This window comes from Austwickia sp. (assembly GCA_016699675.1).
In the GTDB taxonomy this organism is placed as follows: domain Bacteria; phylum Actinomycetota; class Actinomycetes; order Actinomycetales; family Dermatophilaceae; genus Austwickia.
Window position 1 is genome coordinate 3898381 of record CP064985.1, and the last position, 26138, is coordinate 3924518.

Sequence of the window (26138 nt, forward strand, 5' to 3'; positions counted from 1 at the left end):
TTTAGCGGGTGGGGCCGTTGGTGGGGGCCGCGACGTCGACGAAGACGTCCTCGCCCTCGATGCGGACGGGGAAGACCAGCAGCGCGGCGGTCGCCGGCGGGGTGCGCGGGATGCCGGTGGTCAGGTCGAACTGCGAACCGTGCAGCCAGCACTCGATGACGCAGCCCTCGACCTCGCCCTCGGAGAGGCTGACCGCCCCGTGGGTGCAGGTGTCTTCGACAGCGTGGATGTGGCCGTCGTCGTCGCGCACGACGGCCACCGCCGTCCCGCTCAGCTCGACGCGCTTGGCGCCCGGGTCGGGGACCTCGGTCAGGGCACAGGCCCGCTCGAAGCTCACTGCTGGTCCTCCTGCGCGTCGTCGTCGGTCGCCGCGTCGGTCTCGTCGGCGTCGGTGCTCGCGGGTAGGGCGGACGAGCCCATCGACGCCGCCAGCTCCGCCTCGATCGCCGCCATCAGCCGGTCGCCGATCTCCGGCAGCCCAATCCGTTGGACGATCTCGGCGAAGAAGGCCCGCACCACCAGGCGGCGCGCCTCGGTCTCCGGGATCCCACGCGCCATCAGGTAGAAGAGCTGCTCGTCGTCGAAGCGGCCGGTCGCGCTGGCGTGCCCGGCGCCGACGATCTCGCCGGTCTCGATCTCCAGGTTGGGCACGGAGTCGGCGCGCGCGCCGTCGGTGAGGACGAGGTTGCGGTTCAGCTCGTAGGTGTCGGTGGCCTCGGCGCTTGCTCGAATAAGCACATCGCCGACCCAGACCGTGTGCGCCGTCTCGCCCTGCAGGGCGCCCTTGTAGACCACATTGCTCGTGCAGCGGGGCTGCGCGTGGTCGACGAACAGCCGGTGTTCCAGGTGCTGACCGTCGTCGGCGAAGTACAGGCCGAGTCCCTCGAAGGATCCGCCCGGACCGGCGTACGTCGTGTTCGTCGCGACCCGCACGATCGCGCCGCCGAGCGTCACGGCGATGTGCCGCACCCGGGCGTCACGGCCGACGACCACGGCGTGCTCGGCGAGGTGGATCGCGTCGTCGTCCCATTCCTGCAGCGAGATGAGGGTGAGGTCGGCGCCGTCGCCGGCGACGACGGAGAGCAGCTGGGAGTACGCCGCGCTGCCGTCGTGCCGCAGCACCACCGTGGCGCGCGCGTGGCGGCCGACGGTGAGAACCAGGTGGCCCAGGGCCGCGCCGCCGGCACCGGTGAGCCGGAGGCGGGCCGGCTCGGCCGGCTCCGCCTCGGCGGCGACGGCGAGGTGCAGGGCGCCGTCCGGGGCGGTGCCGGCTCGGGCCGCCGCGCGGTCCCCCGGAGCGGCAATCCCCAGGCCGCGCGCCTGTTCGGCGGGGATGGTGGTCAGCGTGACGCCGTCCGGGAGTTCACTCGCGACGTCGACGCGTCCGCTGGCCGCACCGTCGCCGAGGAGCGTGCCGAGCCGGTCCACCGGCGTGAACCGCCACTCCTCCTCCCGGCCGTGCGGCACGGGGAAGTCCGCGGGGTCGAACGACGTCCGTCGATCGCCCCGGGACTGCTCCGGCGCGTTCGCCTGGGGACCCCGATGGACCAACGCCGCGTTGACGGCGTTGTCCGGGCGGTCGGTGCGCAGTGACGCTTCGTCTGTCGCGATCGGCATCAGCCGACGGCTCCTTCCATCTGCAGCTCGATGAGGCGGTTTAGCTCAAGGGCGTATTCCATGGGCAGTTCGCGGGCGATGGGCTCGACGAAGCCGCGGACGATCATCGCCATGGCCTCCTCCTCGCTCATCCCGCGCGACATCAGGTAGAAGAGCTGGTCGTCGCTGACCTTGGAGACCGTGGCCTCGTGGCCCATCTGGACGTCGTCCTCGCGGACGTCGACGTACGGGTAGGTGTCGCTCCGCGAGATGTCATCGACCAGGAGGGCGTCGCAGCGCACCGTGCTCCTGGAGCCCTCGGCGCCGTCCATGATCTGGACGAGGCCGCGGTACGACGTACGGCCGCCGCCCCGCGCCACCGACTTGCTCACGATCGAGGACGAGGTGTGCGGCGCGGCGTGCACCATCTTGGCGCCGGCGTCCTGGTGCTGGCCCTCCCCCGCGAACGCGATAGAGAGCGTCTCGCCGCGCGCGTGCTCGCCCATGAGGAACACGGCGGGGTATTTCATCGTCACCTTCGAGCCGATGTTGCCGTCGACCCATTCCATGGTGGCGCCGGCCTCGCAGGTCGCCCGCTTGGTCACGAGGTTGTAGACGTTGTTCGACCAGTTCTGGATCGTCGTGTAGCGCACCCGGGCGCCCTTCTTCACGACGATCTCGACGACCGCGGAGTGCAGGCTGTCGGACTTGTAGATCGGCGCCGTGCAGCCCTCGACGTAATGCACGTAGGAGCCTTCGTCGGCGATGATCAGCGTCCGCTCGAATTGGCCCATGTTCTCGGTGTTGATCCGGAAGTAGGCCTGCAGCGGAATGTCGACATGCACGCCCGGGGGCACGTAGATGAAACTGCCGCCAGACCAGACCGCGGTGTTGAGCGCGGCGAACTTGTTGTCGCCGGGCGGGATCACCGAGCCGAAGTATTCGCGGAAGATGTCCTCGTGCTCGCGCAGCCCGGTGTCGGTGTCAACGAAGATGACGCCCTTCTCCTCCAGATCCTCGCGAATCTGGTGGTAGACGACCTCGCTCTCATATTGAGCGGCTACGCCGGCAATGAGGCGCTGCTTTTCGGCTTCCGGGATGCCGAGCCGGTCGTAGGTGGCCTTGATGTCCTCGGGCAGCTCGTCCCAGGTGGTGGCCTGCTTCTCCGTGGACTTCACGAAGTACTTGATGTTCTGGAAGTCGATGCCCGACAGGTCGCTGCCCCAATGCGGCATCGGCTTCTTGTCGAACAGCCGCAGCGACTTCAGCCGCAGCTTGGTCATCCACTCCGGCTCGGACTTGCGGCCGGAGATATCGCGGACAACGTCCTCGTCGAGGCCGCGGCGCGCCGAGGCGCCGGCAACGTCGGGGTCGGCCCAGCCGTATTCGTAACGGCCGAGGTCCTTCAGTCCGGGGTTGAGCTCGTCGATGCTCATCCGTGGCTCCCTTCCTGGGATTCGTGCCGGTCTTGGTCGTGGTGGCTGGGTTCGTGGTCGGGCTCGTGGCTGGCTTCGTGCGAGGTGGTTCCGGTGGGCGCATTCGGGACGTACGTCGTGCAGGCGTGCCCGCCCCCGGCGAGGGTAGCCAACCGCTGGACGTGGACGCCGAGCAGTCTGGCGAAGGCCTCGGTCTCGGCCTCGCAGAACTGCGGGAACTCCTGCGCGACGTGCTGGACCGGGCAGTGTCCCTGGCACAGCTGCACGCCGCTCGTGCTCACGTGGGAGTGTTCGCCGCTGGCGGCGGGACGGACCGCGACGCGCATGTTGCCCCTGCCCGCGGTGGGAACCGGTGTGAGCGGGAGCATGGGCCCGACGGGGCGGGCGGTCGCGGCGAAGCCGTCTTCGGCGAGCGCCTTGGCCAGCGCCCGGGCCCGGTCCATAACGTCCGGACCGGCCGCGTGCACCTGGGCGCCGTACCGCTCCTCCAGGCCCGCGACCCGCTGTCGGGCGAACGCGGCGACCGCCTGCGGGCCGGCCTGCTCGGCGAGGAAGCGCAGGGCCTGCGTGGCGACATCGTCGTACTCCGTCGCGAGGCCGGCTCGATCCCCGGCCCGCGTGACGTCCCCGGCGACGTAGGCGCGTGCCGGTCGACCCGGACCCTTGCGCGATTCGGCCGGGCCGAGCCGGATGTCGCCGCTGGCCTCCAGGGCGTCGAGGTGACGCCGCACCGCCGTCGCCGTCAGGCCGAACTCCTCCGCCAGCGCCGCCGCGGTGATCGGGCCGCGCTCGACGACCGCGTGAAGCACCAGGTCACGGGTCTTCGAGTCATGTCCGCGCGCGGCCCGGCCGGGAGTCCCCTCCAGTGCAGGGGTCCCCCTCGACGGCCGGTCCGGGACGCCCTCGGCGGGGCGGTCCGTGACGGGAGAGGAAAACACAACATGGATCTTACCTAATTGCCCGGACGCTTGCCCAGGTGCCCCTGCACATTTCCCCGGCGGTCTCCGGGGATGCCGAACAGGGACGCGCCGAGCCGCCTCACCTCAGCGAACCCTAGACTGCCTGCCGTGCCACCCTCCGCCGCCCCGTCACCCGACCCGCTCCGGGCAGGAGACGCGCTCGTCGCGGCCGACGGACTCGTCAAGCGGTTCGGCGCGGTCACCGCGCTCGATGAGTTGACGTGGGCGGCGTACGGCGGCGAGGTCACGGTCATGCTCGGGGCCAACGGCGCGGGCAAGACCACCGGCATGGAGATCCTCGGCGGTCTGCAGCGTCCGGACGGGGGGACCGCGCAGGTGCTCGGGATGGACCCCTGGAAGGCCGACGCCGAGCATCGCGCCCGAGTCGGCGTGATGCTGCAGGACGGTGGCCTGCCCAACGGAGCCAAGCCGCTGGCGATCCTGCACCACCTCGCGCGCCTCTACGCCGCCCCGCTCGACGTACGGGCCCTCGCCGACCGCCTCGGCATCACCGCCTTCGCCGGTACGACGATCCGGCGCCTGTCCGGCGGACAGAAGCAGCGCGTCGCGCTGGCGGCCGCGCTGATCGGCCGGCCCGACGTCCTGTTTCTGGACGAGCCGACCGCCGGCCTGGATCCCCACGCGCGGCTCGACGTCTACGACCTGATCCGCGCCGAGCGCGACCGCGGCGCCTGCGTCGTGGTCACCACGCACTCCTTCGAGGAGGCCGAGGAACTCGCCGACCGCATCGTGGTCGTGCACGCCGGCCGCGTGGCCGCCCGCGGAACCCTCGACGAGGTGCGCGCCGGCGGCAGCCTCGCCGACGCCTACTTCAGCCTCACGGGAAGGCCCCGCACGTGAGCGCTCCCGACGTACGGCCCAGCTCCCCCTCCCCCGCCCCGGCCACCCGCGCGGCGAACCCCGCCACCCGCGTCCGCTCCCAAGCCGCTTTCGACGCTGCCACCATCCTGCGCAACGGCGAGCAGCTGCTCGTCACCATCGTGCTGCCCGCGCTCGCGCTCGTCGGCCTGACCCTCGCCCCGGTCCCGGAGATCGTGGGTCACCCCCGCGTCGACGTCGTCGTCCCCGGCGTCTTCGCCCTCGCGATCCTGTCCTCCGCCTTCACCGGGCAGGCGATCGCGACGGCATTCGACCGCCGGTACGGCGTGCTGCGCCTCCTCGGCACCACCCCCCTCGGCCGGGGCGGGTTCCTCGCCGGCCGAGTGCTGGCGGTGCTCGCGATCCAGGCACTCCAGTTCGCCGCGCTCGCGGCCACCGGACTCGCTCTGGGGTGGCGACCCGGCGCCGGCGCGCTGCCCGGATTCTTCGCGTTCTGGCTGGTCGGCGGCGCGACCTTCACGGCGCTGGCGCTGCTGTTCGCCGGGGTACTGCGGGCCGAGGCCGTGCTGGCCCTCGCCAACCTCGCGTGGGCTGTCATGGCCGGCGCGGGGGGTGTCTTGTTCGGGGCCGAGCGCTACCCGGGGCCGTGGAACACCCTCGTCGCCGCCCTGCCGCCCGGGGCCCTGGGCGACGGCATGCGCGCCGCCTTCCTGGAGCACACGATCGCGTGGGGTCCGCTCGGCGTGCTCGCGGCGTGGGGGGCGGTGTTCGCGATCGCCACGGTCCGGACCTTCCGCTGGTCCGACTGACCCTCCGACGCACGCCGACTCTTGCCATGATCGAGCCATGACCGCCGCATCGGGACCGCGCCTGGAGTGGTTCGCGTGCGGCGAGGACCTGATCCCGGCCGGGAGCGCGTGGCTGCACCCGCAGGAGCAGCGCCGGCTCGCCCGCTATCGCTTCACGAAACGGCGCACCGAATATTGCCTGCGACGGGTGGCGGGCAAGTACGCCGTCGCGACGCGCCTCGGCCTCGACGTGTCCCGGCCCGAGGCGTTGGGCCGGATCGGGGTGCTCACCGCGCCCGGCGGCGCGCCGTACGTCGTCGTCGACGACGCCCCCTGCGGCCTCGAGGTCTCACTGACCGACCGGGCCGGGCACGCGGTCTGCCTGGTCGGCCCCGAGGGCGCGGCCCGCTCGATCGGGGGGATCGGGGTGGACGTGGAGATCGTCGAGCACCGCAGCCAGGACTTCGTCCGCGACTTCCTGACCGGGCGCGAGCAGCGTTGGCTCACCGGGCAATTGGTGGGATCGCCCGATGCGTACGCCGCCGGGGCGAACCTGGTCTGGTCGGCCAAGGAGGCCGCCCTGAAGGTGCAGCGCGTGGGGCTGCGCGCCGACACCCGATCGGTCGACGTGTCGGTCCTGCGCGGGCACCACGCCGACGGCTGGGCCCGGCTGACCGTCGATCACCGCGACGGCGCCTATCCGGGGTGGTGGCGGCGGGACGGCCAATTCCTGCTCACCGTGGTCACCCGGCACCCCTGCGATCCCCCCGCGGCCATGCCCGGCAGCGGCGATCTCGCCACCGCACGCCCCACGCATTCCTGGCTGCAGGCCCCCACCAGCGGGTCGTGAGCGGCATTTCCTTCGGTGCCCGGGATGGCAGGTGCCCCGATTTCGCGAAGGCCTTGCGTCATTCGGCGCGCATTGTCTCCGCGGCTGGCCCGCGGATGACCGAACTCCCCTGGTGGCCAACGCTCTTCGGCATTGTGACAAACCGTTAGGGGGCGGCTCGCCCGGGTCGGTTCGGCGGCCTTTCCTGGGCGTTCGTCCAGTAGCATCGGCGCGTGAGCTCTTCTCCCCCAGAGGCTTCCGATAACTGGCCGCGCAAGCGCGTGATGGTCGTGGCCGCGGAAGTGCTCCTCGTGGTGGCCCTGGTGGCCCTCAACCTCTATCTGTGGATCCGGCCCGGGCATGACGACGGCGCCCACAGCGGGGCGACGAGCACGGGGGCCAGCGTCGCTGCCTCCGACGCCACCCCGGCCGCGGGCTCAGTGGGTTCCGGGAGCCCCGATAGCGCGACCACCGGTCCTGCGGGCACCACGACCACCGCGACGACGGCCACGCAGTCGGCCACCGACTCGTCCACTGCGGGCGCGACCACCTCGAGCTCAGGGCCCGCCCCGACGGCCTCCAGCGTCCCCGGCGCGGCGCCCGCCCCCGTGGTCAGCCCGGCGATCGCGCTCAAGGCCGCGGGCCGCCTGGTGGCCGTCGTGGACACCTCGCAGGGCATGGCGGATCAGCTCGGCGCGGTCAAGGACGGCCTGACCGAGCTGGCGAAGCAGGCTCCGGACGGGGTCGCCCTAGGCCTGATCACCTACGGCGCCAATGGCATCGAGGCGGTCGTGACCCCGGAGCCGCTCGACGCCAACCGACGGACCAACTTCGTGAGCGCGGTCGAGGCCCTTACCACCACGGCGAAACCCGACCGCCCGCTGCTGGACGGCCTGGTCCTCGCCTACCAGTACGCGTTGGCCGGCCCCCCCGGCACCGACCCCGCGCCCATCGTCATGGCCGTCACCAACGGCGGCCGGACCCAGGGGTCCGACCTGCAGACCTTCGCGGTCTTCGCCCAGGCCGAGAGCGCCAAGCGCGCCCGATCGGCCACCCCCAGTTTCATCGGGATCACGCCCGGCGCCGACGTACCGCTGCTCACCCGCACCGCCGCCGCCGCCGGCGGCGGAAAGGTCGTCTCGGTGAGCGGCGCCAATCGGCTCCGGGACGCGATCCTCGACCTGCCCGCCCCTCGCCCCGCCTCGTCCATCGCAGGGAGCTCCTCATGACCCGTCGCGCGCGTCTGTCCTGGCTCGCCGCCCTGTCCAGCACCGTCCTGGTCGCTGCGACCGCATGCAGCGGCTCCCCCGAGGCGACGGACACCGCGACGACCCTCGGGGGCACCTGCGGGCCCGGCACCACGGTCCGGGTCAGTGCGCCGCCGGAGATCAAGGACCTCGTCGCCGAGCAGGCCCGGGCGATCGAGACCGCCGAATGCGCCCGGTACGTCGTGACCGCCGAGGCCCCGGCCGCGGTCGCCCAGCGGGGTCTCACCAAGGACGGCGGGCCGGACCTCTGGATCGCCGACTCCCCCATCTGGCCGCTCCAGGTGAACCTCAAGAAGCCCAACTCGGCGCTGACCTACTCCGATGCGTTCGCCACGAGCCCGCTGGTGCTCGCCGTTCCGGCCGCCATCGTGGCCCAGGGCAAGGTGCCCACCGGTCAGGTGCCCATGGCGCAGCAGATCGCGGGCGCGCTGCCCGCCCTGCAGCTGGCCAAGCCCGCAGAGTCGGCGTCGACGCTCATGCTCCTCATGACGGCCTGGCAGAACACCGGCAACGACCCTGCCGCGCAACTGATGGCGGCCAAGGCTTTCGTCCCCGTGGCCCGCACGTCGGCCACCGACGAGCAGTTGTTCGAGCGGGCGGTCCCCGGCCACCCCCAGGGACCGACGGTCTTTCCTGCCAGCGAACAGGCAATGGCGGCGTTCAACGCCAAGCACCCGGACGCCAAGCTCACGTCGCTGGGCGCGGTCGAAGGGCTGGCGGCGCTGAAGTACGTCGCCTCCCGCCCCGCCGACGTCTCGCCCGAGGTCCAGAAGGCCGACGACGCCCTCGCCGCCGCGCTGCGCTCCCCGAAGGCGGCCGAGGCGTTCAAGGCGGCTGGCTTCCGGGTCGGCGGCGTCGGCACCGCGTCCGTGCCCGGCCTGCCGCAGGACGTCCGGATCTCCCTCGACGCGCCGGCCCAGGCGACGTACGAACAGGTGACATCGCTGATGACCACGCTCGGTCGACGGGCCCGCCTGCTGCTCGTCATCGACACCTCAGGATCGATGCTCGACCCCTCCGGCTACGGCGGCAGCCGCATCGAGCTCACGGCCCGCGCGGTGCAGACCGCGCTGAACTTCGTGCCGCCGGGCACCGAGGTCGGCATGTGGCAGATGGCCAGCAACGCCCAGTTCGGCGCCACCGACTACAAGGAGGTCGTGCCGATGACAAAGATCTCCGGCGACGACGGCAACCTCCTTCCCGCGGCGCTGAAGTTCTCCAACGGCTTCGACGCCATCGTGCCGACCGTGCGGGGTGGCACGGGCCTGTACGACACCATCTCCGACGCCTACACGAAGACGGCCGCCCAGACCGCCCCGGACGTCACGGATGTGGTCGTGGTGCTCACCGACGGCCGCAACGAGGACGACCCCGACTCGATCTCCCTGGACACGCTCGTGGGTCGGATCAAGGCCGCCAAGCCGGGCCCCGACGGTCACCGGGTGCGGCTGGCCCTCGCGGGTCTGGGCCCGTACTCGGACATGGCCGCGCTGAAAACGATCGCGGCGGCTGCGGACGGTACGGCGACGCTGGTCGACACCGAGACCAGCCTGATGGACGTGATCGTGAGTTCCGTCATCTCCTGACGGGCCGGGCTGACGGGCCGGGCGCCCCTAGGGGAACTTTCGGCGGGTCGGAGGTGGTCGGCGGCCTCGCCGGCCCGGTGTGGTCGGCGGCGTTGCCGGCCCGGTGTGGTCGGCGGCACGGGCTTGGTCGACGGCCAAACCAACGGCCCGCCGTCACGCAGGTGGGGCACCCGCGGAGTTCCGCGGGTGCCCCACCTGTGTCTGTTCCGCCGGCGTCACTCGCCGTACGTCGCCCGCAGCGCGGGCTCCACCTCCGGCGGCAGGCTCGTCGGCATCGCGATGGTCGTGTAGCCGTCCAGCCGGACCACGACGCGGCCCTTCGCGTCGACGACGCGGGCGCTGACCGTGCCGTCGTCGCCGCGCACCGAGTGGGCCACCAGGGGCGCCGCCGCGGACTCCAGGTCCGCCACGAGCTCCGCCCGGCCGACCCGCCACGGCAGGGCCATCCGGCCGTCCCGGCCGGCCTCCCAGAGCCCGGCAGTCTGGAAGCACAGCTCCACCAGGCGCGGTGCCGTAACGAGCGGGGCGTCGGCCGGCGTGCGGTCCTCCGGCAACTGCGCCGTCAGGCGCGCCGTCGCGCCCTCGTTGGTGCGCCACGCCTCCTCGACGACCTGGTAGGCCGGGCCGTGGAAGTAGAACGTGTACACCTGATCCGCCGCCAGGGTGTTCCCGGCCGCCTCGAGCTTCTCGCCGTACTTCTGGCTGCGCGGCAGCTTCGCCGTCGTGAGCCGCACCGTCCCGTGGAAGTGGGTCGTGACCACCGGGGCGTCCTGGCCGGGCAGCTTGCGCTCCCCCGTCAGGCTGCACCGGGCGAGCAGGTCGTCGCCGCCGGCCGGGTCGGGCTCCACGACCGCGCTCACCGTGAGGGTGCGCGGCTCGTCGCGGAAGAACTTGAACGGCGCCGCGAAGTCGACGTCCTCCACGCTGGAGACCCGGTAGCCCTCCGGGGCGGCCAGCTGGGCCACCTCGGCGAAGGCCTCCATTCCCATGACCCCCGGCAGCACGGCGATGCCGTCGATGCGGTGGTCGTCGAGGAACTTCTGGGTCTTCGGGTCCAGCTCCACCTTCGTGGTCCAGCCCGTGTGGACGCTCGTGCGCAGGTCCCCGACCAGCGGACCGGCCGAGTTCGGCTCCGGCTGGGCGGACTGGGCGAGGCCGCCGGCCTCGTCGTACTCCGCAGCCATCATCCCGAGCGTGCCCGCGACGACGACCTCCCCGCTGAACGCCGAGCTGGTCAGCTCGCGACGGATCCAGGCGACGCCCGCCTCCGGGGGCAACATCTGCACCCCGGCCGCGGCCATGATCGTCGGGATCGAGCCGCGGGTCGCCATGCCGATGCCGCCCCAGGCCGTCCAGTCCAGGGCCAGGCCCCGGGTCTGCGGACGAACCCGGCGCAGGTGGCTGACCGCCTTGCACATGAGGTCGTTCGCCGCCGAGTAGTCGGTCTGGCCCTGGTTGCCGAACCGGCCGGCCACCGAGGAGAAGACCACGACCGCGCCGACCTCCATGTCGGCCGCGGCCCGCCACAGGGCGTGCCAGCCGCCGGTCTTCACGTCGAAGACCAGGTCGTACTCGCGCGGCTCCTTCTTCGGCAGCGGCCGGCTGATCTCGATGCCGGCGGCGTGCAGGAGCACGTCGATCCGGCCGCTGATCTCGCGGATGGAGCCCACCGCTGCGGCGACAGCCTCGTCGTTGGTGAGGTCGACGCTCGTGTAGTGCACGGTGCCGCCCGCGGCCTCGACCGCCTGGATGGCGTCGAGGGCGGCGCTGCGCCGCTCGATTCCGGTGAGCTCCCGCTCGATCAGCACCGGGGTGGCCTTGTCGCCGCGCTCGGTGATCCGGGCCGCCAGCGACTTCTTCAGCTCCGGCGAACCGGCGCGGAAGGCCGCGATGTCGGCATCGTCGGCATCCGGCTTCGGGGTCAGGTCGAGCAGGTGGAAGACCCCCTTGCTCGCCGTGGCCAGGTCCGCCGTGATCGCCGAGACGATCGACCCGGCGGCGCCGGTGACGACGAACACCGTCTCCGGCCCGAGCGGCATGCCGCCCTCGCCGAGGCTGTTGTCGCCGTCGCGCTCGCCGAACGGGCGCTCGACGAACGCCACGCCGTACCGGCGCCCGTCGACCAGACCGACCTCGACGCAGCCCGGGTCGCCGAGCGTCTCCGCGACGAGCAGGTCGGCCACGGCCGCCGTACGTCGGGTGACCGCGAAGTCCACGGCCTTGACCAGGGACTGCGGGTTCTCCTTCTTGTACGACTTCGTGAACCCGGTGACCCCACCGGCGAGGACACCGGTGGCACCCGCGGCGTCGTACCCGTGGTAGCCGCCCAGGTGGGTGGCCGACACCAGGAACGCGCCGATCGCGCCCTCGCCCGCGTTGTCGCGCGCCTCGGAGAGGATCCGCATGGCCCGGTACAGGCTCTTGACCCGACGTCGGGTCGCCTCGCGCCAGCCCTCGGCGTCGTAGTCGGCGACCTCGTCCTCACGGTCGAGGCCGGCGAGCCAGTACACGCCGGTCACGCCGCCGTCGGCGAGCCAGCCGTTGAGCGTCGACTCGAGGTCGTCGGTGGTCACCCCGGGCTCCAGGGTCAGCGCGGTCGCGCCAGCCTTCTCCAGCCGGCTGATGAGCGCCTGGCCCACGCCGCCCTCGTCCAGCATGACGACGACGCGCGCCCCCTCGAGCTGCACCCCGGTGGGGGCGCAGCGGTCGAGGCCCGGCCGCAGGGACGGGACGGGGATCCGACGCGGGAGAGCGTCGACGGCGTCCAGGTCCCCGGCGACGAGCTTGGCCACCGCGGCGGCCGCACCCCCAGCCGGGGTGGCGGCGGCGCCACCGGCGCCCCCGGCGTCACCCGGCGCGGCGGACGGCGCTGCCGCGGTCGGCGCCTCGACGCCGAGCTTGCCGCGCACCCAGCCCGCGACGTGGTTCAGCGTCGGGAAGTCCCGCAGCTGCAGGTTCTCGTCGCGCTCCAGGTTGAAGTGACCCCGCACCGCGGCGAACACCTCGGCCTGCTTGACCGTGTCGACACCCAGGTCGGCCTCCAGATCCAGCTCGGGATCCAGCAGCTCGACCGGGTAGCCGGTCATCTCCGCCACCACGTTGGTCACGACCGTGAGGATCTCGTCGGCCGGTGCGGCGCCGGCACCGGCCGGGGCCGCCGGCGTGGTGTCGACGGGCATCGGGGCCGGCGCGACCGCGGCGTCGCCGGCCGGTGCGGCGGTGGGCGCCGCGACGCCGAGCTTGCCGCGGACCCAGCCCGCGACGTGGTTCAGCGTCGGGAAGTCCCGCAGCTGCAAGTTCTCGTCACGCTCCAGGTTGAAGTGACCTCGTACCGCGGCGAAGACCTCGGCCTGCTTGACCGTGTCGACACCCAGGTCGGCTTCCAGGTCCAGCTCCGGGTCGAGGAGGTCGACCGGGTAGCCGGTCATCTCCGCCACCACGTTGGTCACGACCGTGAGGATCTCGTCGGCCGGGGCACCCGAGGCGCTGGGAGCGCCCGCCACCGGCGCGGCGACAGCACCGCCGACCGGTGCCGACGCAGGAGGAGCCGCGTCGAAGACCGGGGCGGCTGCGGCCGCGGGCGCCGCGGGGGTCGCCAGCGTCGTCGGCTGGGCCACCCCGAGGCGGTCGCGGACCCAGCCCGCGACGTGGTTCAGCGTTGGGAAGTCCCGCAGCCGCAGGTTCTCGTCGCGCTCCAGGTTGAAGTGACCCCGCACCGCGGCGAAGACCTCGGCCTGCTTGACCGTGTCGACACCCAGGTCGGCCTCCAAGTCCAGCTCCGGGTCGAGGAGGTCGACCGGGTAGCCGGTCATCTCCGCCACCACGTTCGTCACGACCGCGAGGACGTCGTCACCGGCCGGCGAGGCCGGTGCCGGCGCCGCCGTGCCCGGGGTGGGCGCGTAGATCGGCGAGGCGGCCTCGGGGCTGCTCACCACCGCGGACGCGACGGCCACCGGGGCGGCCGAGGTGCCGAGGCGGTCGCGGACCCAGCCCGCGACGTGGTTCAGCGTCGGGAAGTCCCGAAGGCGCAGGTTCTCGTCGCGCTCCAGGTTCCAGTGACCCCGGACCGCGGCGAAGACCTCGGCCTGCTTGACCGTGTCGACACCCAGGTCGGCCTCCAGATCCAGCTCCGGATCCAGCAACTCCGGCGGGTAGCCGGTCATCTCCGCCACGAGGCGCGTGACGACGCTCAGGATCTCGTCGCCGCCCGAGGCGGGTGCGGCGGGCGCCGCGCTGATGTCTGCCGAGACCAGCCCGGCGGGAGCCGGCGCGGCGGCGGCAGCCGCAGCCGTGGGCTCGGGGAGGCCCATCTTTCCGCGGACCCACCCGGCGACGTGGTTCAGCGTCGGGAAGTCCCGCAGCCGCAGGTTCTCGTCGCGCTCGAGGTTCCAGTGGCCCCGGACCGCGGCGAAGACCTCGGCCTGCTTGACCGTGTCGACACCCAGGTCGGCCTCCAGATCCAGCTCCGGATCCAGCAGCTCCGGTGGGTAGCCGGTCATCTCCGAGACCAGCCCGGTGACCGTCTCCAGGATCTCGTCGCGGGGCGCGGCAGCGGGGGTAGCCGCTGCCGGAGCCGGCGCCGGGGCGGCCGCCGGGATGACGGGGGCCGAAACCGCCGGGGCCGCGGGCGCCACGGGGGCTGCGACGGCCGGCGCGGGCGCAGCCGAGACGATCGGCGCCGCGGAGCCGACGGACGCCGCAGCGGCAGGCGCGGCACCCGGCGACGGCGAACCGCCGAGTTCCTCGACGTACGGAACCGGCACCGTCGTCGTCCAGGTGCGCGGCACCGCGGGGGCGCCGCGGTCGACGATGCGCAGCCGGCGGTGGTCAACCTCGAGCGTGCTGCCGGGGCTGCCGGACAGCGAGTCGAGCCAGGCCTGCCAGGCCTGCGGGTTGATGATCCGGTAGGCGTAGCCGAGCTCGTTCGGGGCCCGCCGAGCCTTATCCGGCATCGGGGTCCAACGGATCATCGACAGCGCGATCTGGCTGCCGAAACCGGCCGCGAGGCGCAGCGCGAACTCGACCGGGTAGCCGCCGCCCTTGCTCAGGTTGAGCGAGCCGAGTGCGGGGTCCGGCACCTTGTAGTTCGGCACCGGCGGCACGATCCCCGTCTCCAGGGACTTGATCGCCAGGACGTCCTCGATGCCCGCGCCCATGGCGTGGCCCGTGAAGCCCTTGGTGTTGGTGATGACGATCTGGTCCGCGCCCGGACCGAACGCGTCGCGCAGCGCCTTGATCTCGGCCGCCGCGGAACCGCCGCGCGCCGGGGTGTAGGTCTCGTGCGACACAAAGACGGTCTTGGGGGCGATCGCGTGCCGGTCGTACCCGCGGGCCTCCACCTCGCGGATCAGCGCCTCCATCACGCCGCTGATGTGCTCGACGTCGAGACGGGTGCCGTGGAAGGCGCTGTTCGCCGTCACCGACCCGAGGATCTCCGCGATCGGCTGGATCCCCCGCTCGCGGGCCGCGTCGGCGGCCTCGACGACCATCGCGGCCGCTCCGGCGCCGATGATCATGCCGTGCCGGCGGGCGTCGAACGGCGTCGCCGCGTCCTCGACCCGCTCGTCCGTCGCGGCGGCGCCGGAGGCGATGAAGCCCGACGTGATCCACGGCATGAAGTTCTCGTGGGTCGTGTCGTCGGCGGAGAGCACGATGACCCGGCGGCAGCGCCCGGCCCGGATCCAGTCCTCGGCCACCGAGAGCGCCTGCGTCGTCGACGCGCACGCGGCGTTGACCGTGGTGTTCGGGCCGCGGCAGCCGATCAGCTCGGCGAACTGGCTGTGCCCCATGGCCAGGGCGCGGAACAGGAAGCGCCGGTCGAACTCGTAGTTCTCCGTGGCCATCTTCGCGCGCGTCTCGGCGATGAGCGCGTCCACCTTGGCGACCGTGTCCGGGTCGCTGACCTGGGTGCGCAGGCCCTCCAGGGCGAGCAGGTTCTCCCGGCGGCCGCGGTAGGTGAAGTAGCCCTCCATGGCCTCGGCGAACCGGTTGTAGCCCGCGAACGCCGACGCGAACACGATGCCCGTGTCGTCGCGCAGGTTCTCCGGCAGCAGCCAGCGATCGGGCAGCTGGGTGCCGAGCGTCGTGGTCTTGTAGCGCATCACCAGCGGGATGCCCGCGTCGCGCATGGCGTCGAAGCCGACGCCGATGCCCAGGCGGGTGACCACGTCCAGCGCGTCGTCGCGCGCCTTGTCGACGCCGAACTGCTCGATGACGTCGTACGGCGCCATCTGGCCGGCGAGCTTGATGACGTCGGCGACGTTGTCGACCAGCTGGAAGCTGCCGGAGCCCGACTCGTCCTTGACGAGGCGGGTGATCCGCATGTCCGCCATCATCTCCCGGTACTTGCCCGGCACCGCGGTGATGAACTGCTGGCCAGCGAGCAGGCGCGCGACGTTCTCGTCGTCGAACGCGGGCTGGTTGCCGGGCAGGCCCAGCGACGCGCCGGTGATGACGAGCGGCTCGGTCGCCCGGCCGCGCCCGCCGCCAGCGGCCTGCGCCGCCACGTCGGGGGCCGCCGCGGCGACCGCCGGGTCGGCCCGGAACACGCCCAGGCCTTCGGCGAGCACGCCGGCGAACAGCTCGCCCAGGCGGGAGATGGTCTCCGGCGTCACGTGCACGTCCGCGGCGGAGCGGATCGCGCCGGGGCGCACGACGACGGGCGCCGCGCTCGCGGCCGCGGGGGCCGCCGGGGTGGCCGGCGCGGCGGCGGCTGCCGGTGCGGCCGGTACGGCGGGGGCCGCGGGGGTCCCCAGCCCGATGCCGGCGGCGTACATCCCGCAGAGCGCCTGGTTCAGCGCCACCTCGTCCGGCTGCTTGGGGTGGTTGGTGAAGAGCGCCAGCACGTCGTCCTTGGCGCCGAGAACGTCCTCGACGAACCCGTGCAGGGCCTTCTTCGGCCCCACCTCGACGAAGACGCGCGCGCCCGCGTCGTACAGCGTCTTCAGGCCCTTGACGAACTGGACCGGCGAGGCGATCTGCTGCCCCGCGAACTGCAGCATCGTCTCGGTCGTCGCGTCGCCCGGGTAGAACTCGCCGGTGACGTTGGCGACGATGGGCAGCTTCGGCGGCTTCATGTTGAGCCGGCGCAGCACCTCGACGAACGGCTCAGAGGCCGGCGCCACGATCGAGGTGTGGAAGGCGTGGCTGACCGGGATCCGGGTCGCGTTGATGCCCTTGGCCTTGAAGACCTCGACGATCCGCTCGACGGCGTCCGTGGCGCCGCCAACGACGGCCTGGCTGTGCGAGTTGATGTTCGCGACCACGACGTACCCGTCCGCCGCGTCCACGGTCGCCTGGATCTCGTCCAGGGGCCCGAACACGGCGGCCATGGCCCCGTTGTCGCCCATCGACACCTTGGTCATCTCCCGGCCGCGGGCGCTGACGGCCTCCAGGGCCTGGTCGAAGCCGAGGGCGCCGGAGGCGACGAGCGCGCCGTACTCGCCGAGGCTGTGCCCCATCACCATGTCCGGCCGTACGCCGAACGCGGCGAGCATCTCGGTCAGGGCGAGGTCCGTCGCGAGCACCGCGGGCTGGGTGATCTCGGTCTGCATGAGGCCCTTGCCGAGCTCCTTCACGCGGGCCTGATCGGCCGGGTCGGTGAAGATGAACTCCGAGAGCGGCTTGCCGAGCAGCGGCGTCATGACCCGGTCGGCCTGCGCGAACCGGTCGCGGACGATCTGCTCGGTCTGGCGCAGCGAGGCGAGCATGTTGACGTACTGGCTGCCCTGGCCGGTGTAGAGGAAAGCGACCTTGGGCGCGGGCCCGCGGCCGACGAACATGCCCTGCTGGCGCATCAGGCGGAAGGCGGCGGGGTTGCCGCTGGCGAACGCCTTGAGCAGCTTCTCGATCTTGCCGGCCAGCTCGGCCGCGTCGCCGTAGTCGATCGCCGCGCGGACCGCGGCGCCGGCCAGCGCCGGGTCGGGCGCGGCCGGGGCGGGGGCCCGCCCGGCCTTGGCCTCGGCGAGGACCGCCTCGAGCTGGCGGACGACGTCGGCGTCGGTCGGGCCGCCGACCACCAGGGCGCCCCGCAGCGGGGTCTTGGTGGGCTGGGCCGCGGGGGCCGCACCGGCGACGCCGGCCGTCATGACCGCGCCCGCCGCCGCGGGAATCGCGGCCGAGGCGTGGATCGTCGGCTGGGGCTTGTGCCGGCCGGGGACGTACTCCTCGGCGACCACGTGGAAGTTCGTCCCGCCGAAGCCGAACGCGCTGACGCCGCCGCGCCGGATGCCGTCCGGGCAGTCCTCGGCGTTCCAGGGCCGCAGCTGGGTGTTGACGGCGAACGGGATGGTGCCCCAGTCCACGTTCTCGTTAGGGGTCTTGAAGTTCAGGCTCGGCGCCAGCATCTTGTGCTGCAGCTGCTTGACCATCTTGAACAGACCGGCGGCGCCGGCCCCGGCCTTGAGGTGGCCGATGTTCGACTTCACCGAGCCGAGGGCGATCGAGCCCTGGCGAGCGCCCGAGGCGCCGAAGACCTCGGTCAGGCAGGCGAGCTCGGCGGCGTCGCCGACCCGCGTCGACGTGCCGTGCGCCTCCAGCGCCGTGCAGGTGGCCGGGTCCATGCCGGCCCAGTCCCAGCCGCGCGCCACGGCGAACTTCTGACCCGCCGGGTTGGGGGCGGTGATGCCCTTGCCCTTGCCGTCGGAGGAACCGCCCACCGCCAGGATCACGGCCTGGATGTTGTCGCCGTCGCGCTCGGCGTCGGCGAGCCGCTTCAGCACGAACAGCGCGGCGCCCTCGCCCATGACGAAGCCGTCCGCGTCGGCGTCGAACGGCCGCGTGCCGGAGGCCGACAGCGCACCGATCTTGCAGAACTTCACGTAGGCCTCGATGCCCATGTTGCGGTCGATGCCGCCCGTGATGACGGCGTCGTAGTCGTGCGCCCGCAGGCCCGCGATCGCGCTGGTCATCGCCGCGAACCCGGACGCGCACGCCGCGTCCGTCGTGTAGTTCGGGCCGTGGAAGTTGAACAGGTTGGCGATGCGGCCGGCGAGCACGTTGGACAGCTCACCGGGCATGGTGTCCTCGGTGATCTCCAGCTGGTCGTCGAGGAAGGCCGCCCGGGTCTCCTCGATGATCCGGCGTTGCACGTCGACCCCGAGCGAGGTCATGGCCGGCACCTTCTCCAGGTACTTGACCACGTCGGGCAGCCGCACCCGGTGGCTGGAGATGTAGTGCTTCTCGCCACCGATCGCGTTGCCGAAGATGACCGCCATCCGGTCGCCATCGACCTTCCAGTTCGGCCACCCCGCCTCGATGAGGGCGGCCCGGGAGGCGCTGATGGCCCACCGCTGCCCCTCGTCCATCTGCTTGGCGACCGTCGGCGGGATGGGCAGCTTCCAGGCCACGGGGTTCCAGTCGAACTCGCGGACCCAGCCACCGATCTTGCTGTAGGTCTTGTCGCGGGCCGTGTGGTCCGGGTCCCAGTAGAGCGCCGGGTCCCAACGATCGACCGGGGTCTCCGTGATCGCGTAGACGCCCTGCTGGATGTTGTTCCAGAAGGCCTCGGCGGACGGGGCCTGCGGCATGATGGCCGCCGTCCCGATGACGGCAATGGGTTCGCCGTGACTGCTCATGCGTGCTCTCCTTGCGATGGCGCTGTCAGCGCGTCGGTCGGTCGGGTCGGGGGCCGAGCCTCGGCCCGGAGAGTGCCGGGGACGACCAGGTCCCCGTCAGGCGCGGGTCAGGCCCGCTCGTAGAGGACGTCCGCGATGGCATCCATGTCGGCGAGGCCGCCCGCCTGCGCGGCGCGGATCTGCGCGGCGGGGATGGCGTCGAGCGCCGCCATGGCCGGGCTGCCCGGGTCGGCCCCGCTGCCCACCCACCGGATCCTCGAGGGCGACCTTGTTCGCGGTCTCGCGCGCGAAGGTCTTGCTCATCAGGGCCGTGGCGCGGGCGTCGAAGCGCTTGGGGGTCTTCTCGAACGGCGTACCGTCGGCGAGCGCCGCCGCGCGGCTGCAGTAGTTCCCGGCCGTCTCGGCCCAGGCCGCCAACTCGCCCAGGCGGAACAGGACGTGCTGGTTGCGGGTCAGGCGGGCCGACCGGCACGCCTCGAAGATAATGCCGAGGCTGTGCAGGGCGAGGGCGGCGATGTCCGCGCCGACCTCGGGGTGCCGGGCGTGCAGCTGCTGCATCTCCGCGGCCATGTTGGCGTAGTGCCGGAACTGGCTCTTCAGGTGCGCCTGCCAGCGGTCCCGGCCGATCGTCATCTCGAGGATCTCGCTGGTGCCCTCGTAGATCTCGGTGATGCGGACGTCGCGCTTGACCTTCTCCACCACGTAGGGCCGCGTGTAGCCGTAGCCGCCGTGCGCCTGGATCGCGTCGTTCGCCGCGATGTTGCCGAACACCGTGGCCATGTACTTCGCGATGGCGCCCTCGGTGTTGCGCGCGCCGTTCTCGCCCAGGCCGCGGTCGATGTCGTCCGCGGTCATCTCGATGTAGGCGCGGGCGGCCTCGAGGTGCACCACGTTCGGCACGATCAGCTTGTGCGTGAAGCCCTGCTTGTCGCACAGCAGGCTGCCGCCCTGTTCGCGCTCCTTGGAGTAGGCGATGGCGCGGTCGAGGGCCTCCCAGCCGCCGCCGAGCCCGAACGCCGCCACCATGAGGCGCGTGTAGCCGAACACCTGCTGGGCCTGCACGAGACCCTGGCCCGGGACGTCGCCGATGAGGGCGCCCTTGGGGACCTCGACGTCCTCCAGGGTGAGAGCCGCCGTGTTCGACAGCCGCAGGCCGTGCTTGTCCTCCGGCGGGCCCGAGGAGAAGCCCGCGGTGCCCTTCGGTACGACGAACCAGGTCGGCCCCTCGGGGGTGTTGGCGAGGATCGTCGTGTAGTCGGCGATGGAGCCGTTGGAGATCCACTGCTTGGACCCGTTGATCCGGTAGCCGGTGATCTCCCCGTCGTCGCCCGTGATCGGTACGGCGGTGGTGGTGAGCGCCCCGAGGTCGGAGCCGGCGCCGGGCTCGGTCGCGCCGTACGCGAAGACCACGCCCTGCTCGGCGATGGCTCCCAGCCACTCCTGCTTCTGCTCCTCGGTGGCGCCGACGACGATGGGGTCGGAGCCGAGGAAGGTGGCGAAGACGGCGGTCGCCAGGCCGATGTCCTTGCGGGCCATGGCCTCGCAGACCCGGTAGGCGTCGAACGCGCCGCCGTCGAGGCCGCCGTACGCCTCGGGGATGAAGACCAGCTGCACCCCGAGCTGCTCGGGGTCGGACATGCCGCGGACGATCTCCTCGGGGCAGACGTCCTCGTGGTCGAGGTCCAGCTGCTGCTCGGGGGACATGGCCGCGTCGACGAAGTCGCCGAGGGCCTCCAGCATGAGGTTGAGGGAGCCCAGGTCGAGCCCCGCGCCTCCGACGTGACCCATCGTTGCCGCCTCTGTCATGACTCGTCCTTCTCCTCGGTCGTGGGGTTCTCACGTAGTGCCGTGGCCCCTGCGGGGCGCACGCTGGCAAGCAGGAGTTCGGCGACGTCCGTGACCTGGACGTCGTCACCGATCACGCCCTCTTGGCGGCGCTGCTTCAGGCCGTCGTCGAGCATGGTGATGCACCACGGGCACGCCGCCGCGATGGTGCCGGGGTTGAGGGTCAGCGCCTCGTCGGTGCGCTCCAGGTTGATGCGCTTGCCGATGTTCTCGTCCATCCACATGCGGCCGCCGCCGGCGCCGCAGCAGAACGACCGCTCGGCGTGCCGGGGCATCTCGGCCAGCCGGACGCCGGGGACCTTCCCGAGGACCTCGCGCGGCGGCGCGAAGATCCGGTTGTGCCGCCCGAGGTAGCACGGGTCGTGGTAGGTCACGGTCTGCGCGACCGGCGCTACGGGGGTCAGGCGGCCCGCCGCGACGAGGTCGTTGAGCAGGCTGGTGTGGTGGACGACCTGGTAGTGACCGCCGAAGGCGGGGTATTCGTTGGCGAGCGTGTTGAAGCAGTGCGCGCAGGTCACGACGATGCGCTTGGCGCCCGCCTCGTTGAGCGTCTCCACGTTCTGCGTGGCCATCATCTGGAACAGGAACTCGTGGCCCACCCGCCGGGCCGGGTCGCCCGTGCAGGCCTCGGCCTCGCCGAGCACCATGAAGTTGACGCCCGCCTCGTGCAGCAGCGTGGCCACCGCCCGGCTGGTCCGCATCGCGGTGTCGTCGAGCGCGCCGGCGCAGCCGACCCAGAAGAGGTACTCGACGTCGTCGGGGATCTTGTCCTCGCCCTCGGCGCCGAACACGCGGATCTCGAAGTCCAGCTCGGTGGCCCAGTTCATCCGCAGCCGCGCGCCGCGCCCCCACGGGTCGCCCGCGTGCTCGAGGCCGTTGAGCATCCCGGCGGCCTCCTCGGGGAAGGCCGAGTTCATGAGCATCTGGTAGCGCCGCATGTCGACGATGTGGTCCACGTGCTCGATGTCGACCGGGCACTGCTCGACGCAGGCGCCGCAGGTCGTGCAGGACCAGAGCATGTCGTAGGGGATCACGCCCTCGCCGTGCACGCCGTGGTCGTCGACGATCGCGGTCTCGTCGCCCTCGGGGCCCACCAGCGGGCGCTCGGCCTCGGCGGCCGCCGCCGCGGGCACCCCGGTGCGCTCACCGTCGGCGTCCTTCGTGGCCAGCAGGTACGGCGCCTTGGCGAGCGCGTGGTCGCGCAGGCCCATGATGAGCAGCTTCGGCGAGAGCGGCTTGTCGGTGTTCCACGCCGGGCACTGGCTCTGGCAGCGGCCGCACTCGGTGCAGGTCGCGAAGTCGAGCATGCCCTTCCAGGTGAAGTCCTCGACCTTGCCCACGCCGAGCGGGGCGTCCTCGTCGAGGTCGTCCATCGAGTCCAGGTCGACGGGCTTGCCGGCGATGTACAGGCCCTTGACGGTGCCGAGCGCCCGCGGCCGGCGGGCCAGCCACACGTTCGGCAGCGACGCCAGGATGTGCAGGTGCTTGCTGTAGGTGACGAAGACGACGAAGGCCATCAGCACGGCCAGGCCGAGCAGCAGGAAGACGGTCTCCAGCACCTCGTTGGCGGGTACGCCGAGGGGCTCGAAGACCTTGGCCAGCGCCTGGGACGCGAAGGCGCCCTTGAGGAACTGCAGGCGATCGGTGCTGTTGACCTCCTGCGCGTTGATCTGCGCCGCGCGGGTGAGCAGCACGGTGAGCACGACCGCGGTGATCCCGCCGAGCGTGATCCAGGCCGGGCCGAGGTGGCTGCCGTAGAACCGGGACTGCCGGCCCAACGCGGCGGGATCCTGGCGGCGGCGCAACACCGTGAACACGGCGACCGCGGCGAGGCAGGCCAGCGCGAAGAGGTCCTCGATGAAGCCCAGGGCCGGCCAGTTCCCGACGACCGGGATCTGGAAGAGCGGGTTCACGATGGCGCCGAAGGCCTCGATGATCGTCAGCAGCAGGACGCAAAAGCCCCAGAACACGAAGGCGTGCGCCCAACCCGGGGCCGTCCAGCGCACCAGCTTGCGCTGGGCCACGACCTCGCGCAGCTCCGCCTTGAGTGCGGCGCCGGCATCCGCGGCCCGGCCGGGCTCGACGGGTTGGGCCGTGCGGCCCACGGCGTACAGGTAGGCCAGCCGGCGGCCCGCGATGATGAGTCCCCCGAGGACGATGAGGAGTCCGAGGGCGACACGAACGGCGTACATGGGCGACTTCTTCCCACCGCTGCGCAGACGGTGTTCGAGGTGACGTCGGGGCGCGTCAAGCGCCGGAGAGGTCGGGGGGAACCGGACGGCCGGGCGGCGGATGACCGCCGCCCGGCCGCGACGGCGATGGGCTGGGGTGCCGGGCGGTCAGGTCAGCCGCGAACGGTCTTGACCTGCTCCAGCACGGCGGGCAGGACCTTGTGCAGGTCACCGACGACGCCCAGGTCGGCGACCTGGAAGATCGGGGCCTTGGGGTCCTTGTTCACCGCGACGATGGTCTTGCTGGACTGCATGCCGGCCCGGTGCTGGATGGAGCCGGAGACCCCGGCGGCCAGGTAGAGGCTCGGGGCGACGGTCTTGCCGGTCTGGCCGATCTGCAGGTCGTGCGGGGCCCACTTGAGGTCGGTGACCGCACGGGTCGCGCCGACCGCCCCGCCGAGGGCGTCGGCGACCTGCCCGATGAGCTCCATGCCCTCCTCGGAACCCACGCCGCGGCCGCCGGTGATGACCACGCCGGCGTCGAGCAGGTCGGGGCGACCCGTCGAACCCTTGGGCGTGCGGCCGGTGATCGCGGTGGCCTTGCTGGCGTCGTCGTACGTCGCATCCACGGAGGTCAGCTGGCCCGCACCCGGGGCGGGCGCGGCGCTGACCGAGTTGGGCCGGACCGTGACGATGGCGGGCCCGCGGGTGATCTTGGTCTTCGCCACGTACTGGTTGTTGACGACGGTCTGGGTGGCTACGACGGCGTCACCGTCGAGTTCCAGGGCGATGGCGTCGGTCACGAGGCCCGACTCCAGCTTGACCGCCAGCCGGGCCGCCACGTCCTTGCCCTCCGGGCCGCTCACCAGGAGGACCGCGATCGGCTGGGCCTGCGCGACGACCGCCTCGAGCGCCCGGGCGACGGGCACCGACAGGTAGTCGCTCCGCTCGCTGCCGGCCACGTGGTAAATGGTGGCGGCGCCGTATTCCGTCAGCTGGGCCACGGCCGCCTCGGGGGCATCGCCCACGAGCACGGCGGCGGGCTCGCCGAGCTCGCGCGCCATGGTGAGCAACTCCAAGCACGCCTTGCGGACGCCGGTCGGCGCCGCCTCGGCGAGAACAAGAACCTGGGACATCGATCTCTCCTGCAAAATCTCGGGGGTCGGGGAGGCGGGCGAACGGCTCAGACGAGGCCGCGGGCGCCGAGGAAGGCGACGATCTGCTCGCCGCCGGTGCCGTCGTCGGTGACGATCGTTCCCGCGGCACGCGCGGGAGCCGGGGCCAGCGAGAGCACCTGCGTGGTCGCCGCGCCGCTGCCGACGGACGCCGGGTCCAGCCCCAGGTCGGCGAGGGACATCGTGGTCACGGGCTTCTTCTTGGCGCCCATGATGGCCTTGAACGCGGGGTAGCGGGCCTCGGGCGTCTGGTCGGTGACGCTGACGATGGCCGGCAGCTTCGTCGTGGCGGTGAGCGTCTCGGCGTCGGTCTCGCGGCGGATGGTCACCGCGCCGTCGGCCACCTGGAGGTCGCCGGCGAACGTCGCCTGGTTGATCCCCAGCCGCTCGGCCAGCATGGCCGGCATCACGGACATCTCGGCGTCGGTCGAGGCCATGCCGGTGAGGACGAGGTCGTAGCCGATCTTCTCCAGCGCGGCGGCCAGCACCCGGGAGGTGGCCACGGCGCACGATCCGTGGATCGCGTCGTCGACGACGTGGACCGCATCGGTGCCGCCGATGGCGAGCGCCTTGCGGAGCCCGTCCACTGCGCGAGCCGGTCCCACCGTCAGGTAGGTGATGGTGGCGTCGGCACCGGACTCGACGAGACGCACGGCCTGCTCGACCGCATATTCGTCGAGTTCGCTGAGGCGTCCCTCGACCGCTGCCCGATCCAGCGTGAGGTCGGGCGCGAACTTCCATGTGGCGGAAGGTTCGGGGACGTACTTGACAAGGACAACGATCTTCATGGGACACCTACTCCGGCAACGGCGCTGCATATGACGTTTTCAGGGCTGTGTGATTCAGGACACTAGTGCCTGTGACGCCCGGCCTGGAAGGGGCCGCAAGTCCCGACGGGCCAAATGTGGCCCGACTCACGCATCGCCGCAGGTGGTCAAAAAAGTGACTGGTGAGTATCATTCGCCGCCACTACCGAGGTAGCCGCGAGAGGCGCCGCTGACGGGCACGTCATCACCGGTGACCCAGCGGCCACCCGCGCTGCTCGGCCGGCCCGCTCGGCCCGCTGGTGGTCGCCCCGTAGCATGAGGCCCGTGACCACTGTCGTAACCGCCCCTGCCCCGCCGGCGACGAGGGACCGGCTCCGAATTGCGCTCATTGCCAATCTCATTCTGCAGGGTGTGATCATCGTCACGGGTGGCCTCGTCCGGCTGACGGGATCGGGGCTCGGGTGCCCGACCTGGCCGCAGTGCACCCCGGGCTCGTTCACGCCGGTGGCCCAGCAGGAGCAGGGCTGGCACGTATTCGTCGAGTTCGGCAACCGGCTGATGACGTTCGTGCTCGCCGCGGCCGCGATCTGGGTGCTGGTGGAGGCGATCCGGCGGGCGATGCGCACCCGGCGCGGCCCGGATCGGTCCTTCGCCTGGTGGGCCGCCGTCCCCCTCCTCGGCATCGTGGCGCAGGCCGTCGTCGGCGGGATCATCGTGCTGGCCAAGCTGGACCCCCGGACGGTCTCCCCGCACTTCCTGCTCTCGATCGCGCTGGTCGCCTTCTCGGCGTGGCTGCTGGTGCGGTACGACGAGGGCGGGGCGCCCACCAGCCCCGCCGTACCGGCGCTGCTTCGGCGCCTCGCACTGCTCGCCGCCGCGGCCTTCGCGGTCCTGGTGGTCCTCGGCACCGCGGTGACCGGCTCGGGGCCGCACTCCGGCGACGCCGACGAGCCGGTGCGGTTCGGATTCGACCCGGTCACGACCTCGCGCCTGCATTCCGGGGCGGTGTGGCTGTTCGTCGCGACCCTGGTGGTCATCGCGGTGCTCATCCGCCGCTCGCCCGGGGTGGCCGCGTCCTATCGACGGTGGTGGACGGCCGCGCTGCACCTGTCCCTGGTCGAGGGCGCGATCGGCTACGCGCAGTACTTCCTCGGGCTGCCCATCGGACTGGTCGCCGTGCACATGGCGATCTCGGCCGTCCTGACGGCCGTGGTGACCTTCGGCGTCCTCGCCACGCGCGAGCCCGCCCCAGCCCCACGACGCGAGGCCCAGGCGGCACACTGACCTGCATGACGCCCGCCAC

The 26138-nt window shown here is 72.2% G+C and carries 14 protein-coding genes and 1 pseudogene; 6 read left to right on the plus strand and 9 right to left on the minus strand.

Annotated elements, in window-relative coordinates:
• Window position 1: 1 nt before the first annotated feature.
• From IPK37_17865 to IPK37_17880, 4 genes are read right to left on the minus strand one after another with little or no spacing between them, the layout of a single operon-like run.
• Window positions 2–337 carry a non-heme iron oxygenase ferredoxin subunit gene (locus tag IPK37_17865; GenBank protein ID QQS00642.1) on the minus strand — a complete coding sequence of 112 codons (336 nt, stop codon included), beginning with the start codon at window positions 335–337 and terminating at the stop codon, window positions 2–4.
• On the minus strand, window positions 334–1617 hold the full coding sequence (gene sufD, locus IPK37_17870; protein QQS00643.1) for a Fe-S cluster assembly protein SufD: 1284 nt from the start codon (window positions 1615–1617) through the stop codon (window positions 334–336). The genes IPK37_17865 and sufD overlap by 4 nt, the downstream gene beginning before the upstream one ends.
• A complete protein-coding gene (gene sufB / locus IPK37_17875) occupies window positions 1617–3032 on the minus strand; it encodes a Fe-S cluster assembly protein SufB (GenBank protein QQS00644.1) in 1416 nt (471 codons plus the stop codon). The genes sufD and sufB overlap by 1 nt, the downstream gene beginning before the upstream one ends.
• On the minus strand, window positions 3029–3898 hold the full coding sequence (locus tag IPK37_17880; GenBank protein ID QQS02990.1) for an HTH domain-containing protein: 870 nt from the start codon (window positions 3896–3898) through the stop codon (window positions 3029–3031). Before IPK37_17880 ends, sufB begins: the two co-directional genes overlap by 4 nt.
• 144 nt (window positions 3899–4042) lie before the next feature.
• Here IPK37_17880 and IPK37_17885 point away from each other — a divergent pair, with 144 nt between their 5' ends.
• The 5 genes from IPK37_17885 to IPK37_17905 all read left to right on the plus strand — a co-directional run bounded on the left by IPK37_17885 (window position 4043) and on the right by IPK37_17905 (window position 9302).
• Window positions 4043–4852: an ABC transporter ATP-binding protein gene (locus IPK37_17885; GenBank protein ID QQS00645.1), complete on the plus strand. Its 810-nt coding sequence runs from the start codon at window positions 4043–4045 to the stop codon at window positions 4850–4852.
• On the plus strand, window positions 4849–5640 hold the full coding sequence (locus IPK37_17890; protein QQS00646.1) for an ABC transporter permease: 792 nt from the start codon (window positions 4849–4851) through the stop codon (window positions 5638–5640). The genes IPK37_17885 and IPK37_17890 overlap by 4 nt, the downstream gene beginning before the upstream one ends.
• A 37-nt stretch (window positions 5641–5677) precedes the next feature.
• Window positions 5678–6469 carry a 4'-phosphopantetheinyl transferase superfamily protein gene (locus tag IPK37_17895; protein ID QQS00647.1) on the plus strand — a complete coding sequence of 264 codons (792 nt, stop codon included), beginning with the start codon at window positions 5678–5680 and terminating at the stop codon, window positions 6467–6469.
• 212 nt (window positions 6470–6681) lie between these two features.
• Window positions 6682–7677, plus strand: a complete 996-nt coding sequence (locus IPK37_17900; protein ID QQS00648.1) for a VWA domain-containing protein — start codon at window positions 6682–6684, stop codon at window positions 7675–7677.
• Window positions 7674–9302: a substrate-binding domain-containing protein gene (locus tag IPK37_17905; GenBank protein ID QQS00649.1), complete on the plus strand. Its 1629-nt coding sequence runs from the start codon at window positions 7674–7676 to the stop codon at window positions 9300–9302. The genes IPK37_17900 and IPK37_17905 overlap by 4 nt, the downstream gene beginning before the upstream one ends.
• A 215-nt stretch (window positions 9303–9517) precedes the next feature.
• Here the strand turns inward: IPK37_17905 and IPK37_17910 are convergent, their stop codons facing one another.
• The 5 genes and pseudogenes from IPK37_17910 to IPK37_17930 all read right to left on the minus strand — a co-directional run bounded on the left by IPK37_17910 (window position 9518) and on the right by IPK37_17930 (window position 24856).
• The gene (locus IPK37_17910) at window positions 9518–18877 is read right to left on the minus strand and encodes an SDR family NAD(P)-dependent oxidoreductase (GenBank protein QQS00650.1); all 9360 of its coding nucleotides are present in this window, start codon (window positions 18875–18877) and stop codon (window positions 9518–9520) included.
• A gap of 107 nt (window positions 18878–18984) precedes the next feature.
• A pseudogene (locus IPK37_17915) lies at window positions 18985–20665 on the minus strand (acyl-CoA dehydrogenase family protein).
• Window positions 20666–20679: 14 nt separating this feature from the next.
• Window positions 20680–22914 (minus strand): (Fe-S)-binding protein, encoded by a 2235-nt coding sequence (locus IPK37_17920; protein ID QQS00651.1) that lies wholly within the window; start codon window positions 22912–22914, stop codon window positions 20680–20682.
• Between the two features lie 152 nt (window positions 22915–23066).
• Complete coding sequence (locus tag IPK37_17925) at window positions 23067–24029, minus strand: electron transfer flavoprotein subunit alpha/FixB family protein (GenBank protein ID QQS00652.1); 963 nt, start codon at window positions 24027–24029, stop codon at window positions 23067–23069.
• A gap of 47 nt (window positions 24030–24076) precedes the next feature.
• Complete coding sequence (locus IPK37_17930; protein ID QQS00653.1) at window positions 24077–24856, minus strand: electron transfer flavoprotein subunit beta/FixA family protein; 780 nt, start codon at window positions 24854–24856, stop codon at window positions 24077–24079.
• A 294-nt stretch (window positions 24857–25150) separates the two neighbouring features.
• Here IPK37_17930 and IPK37_17935 point away from each other — a divergent pair, with 294 nt between their 5' ends.
• Window positions 25151–26119, plus strand: a complete 969-nt coding sequence (locus IPK37_17935) for a heme A synthase (protein ID QQS00654.1) — start codon at window positions 25151–25153, stop codon at window positions 26117–26119.
• Window positions 26120–26138: the final 19 nt, after the last annotated feature.

Bases quoted from the DNA above. Each gene is read 5' to 3' on its own strand.
- IPK37_17925 (QQS00652.1), bottom strand. From the start codon at position 24,029: ATGTCCCAGGTTCTTGTTCTCGCCGAGGCGGCGCCGACCGGCGTCCGC.
- IPK37_17920 (QQS00651.1), bottom strand. From the start codon at position 22,914: ATGTACGCCGTTCGTGTCGCCCTCGGACTCCTCATCGTCCTCGGGGGA.
- IPK37_17930 (QQS00653.1), bottom strand. From the start codon at position 24,856: ATGAAGATCGTTGTCCTTGTCAAGTACGTCCCCGAACCTTCCGCCACA.
- IPK37_17905 (QQS00649.1), top strand. From the start codon at position 7,674: ATGACCCGTCGCGCGCGTCTGTCCTGGCTCGCCGCCCTGTCCAGCACC.
- sufD (QQS00643.1), bottom strand. From the start codon at position 1,617: ATGCCGATCGCGACAGACGAAGCGTCACTGCGCACCGACCGCCCGGAC.
- IPK37_17885 (QQS00645.1), top strand. From the start codon at position 4,043: ATGCCGAACAGGGACGCGCCGAGCCGCCTCACCTCAGCGAACCCTAGA.
- IPK37_17895 (QQS00647.1), top strand. From the start codon at position 5,678: ATGACCGCCGCATCGGGACCGCGCCTGGAGTGGTTCGCGTGCGGCGAG.
- IPK37_17935 (QQS00654.1), top strand. From the start codon at position 25,151: ATGAGGCCCGTGACCACTGTCGTAACCGCCCCTGCCCCGCCGGCGACG.
- IPK37_17910 (QQS00650.1), bottom strand. From the start codon at position 18,877: ATGAGCAGTCACGGCGAACCCATTGCCGTCATCGGGACGGCGGCCATC.
- sufB (QQS00644.1), bottom strand. From the start codon at position 3,032: ATGAGCATCGACGAGCTCAACCCCGGACTGAAGGACCTCGGCCGTTAC.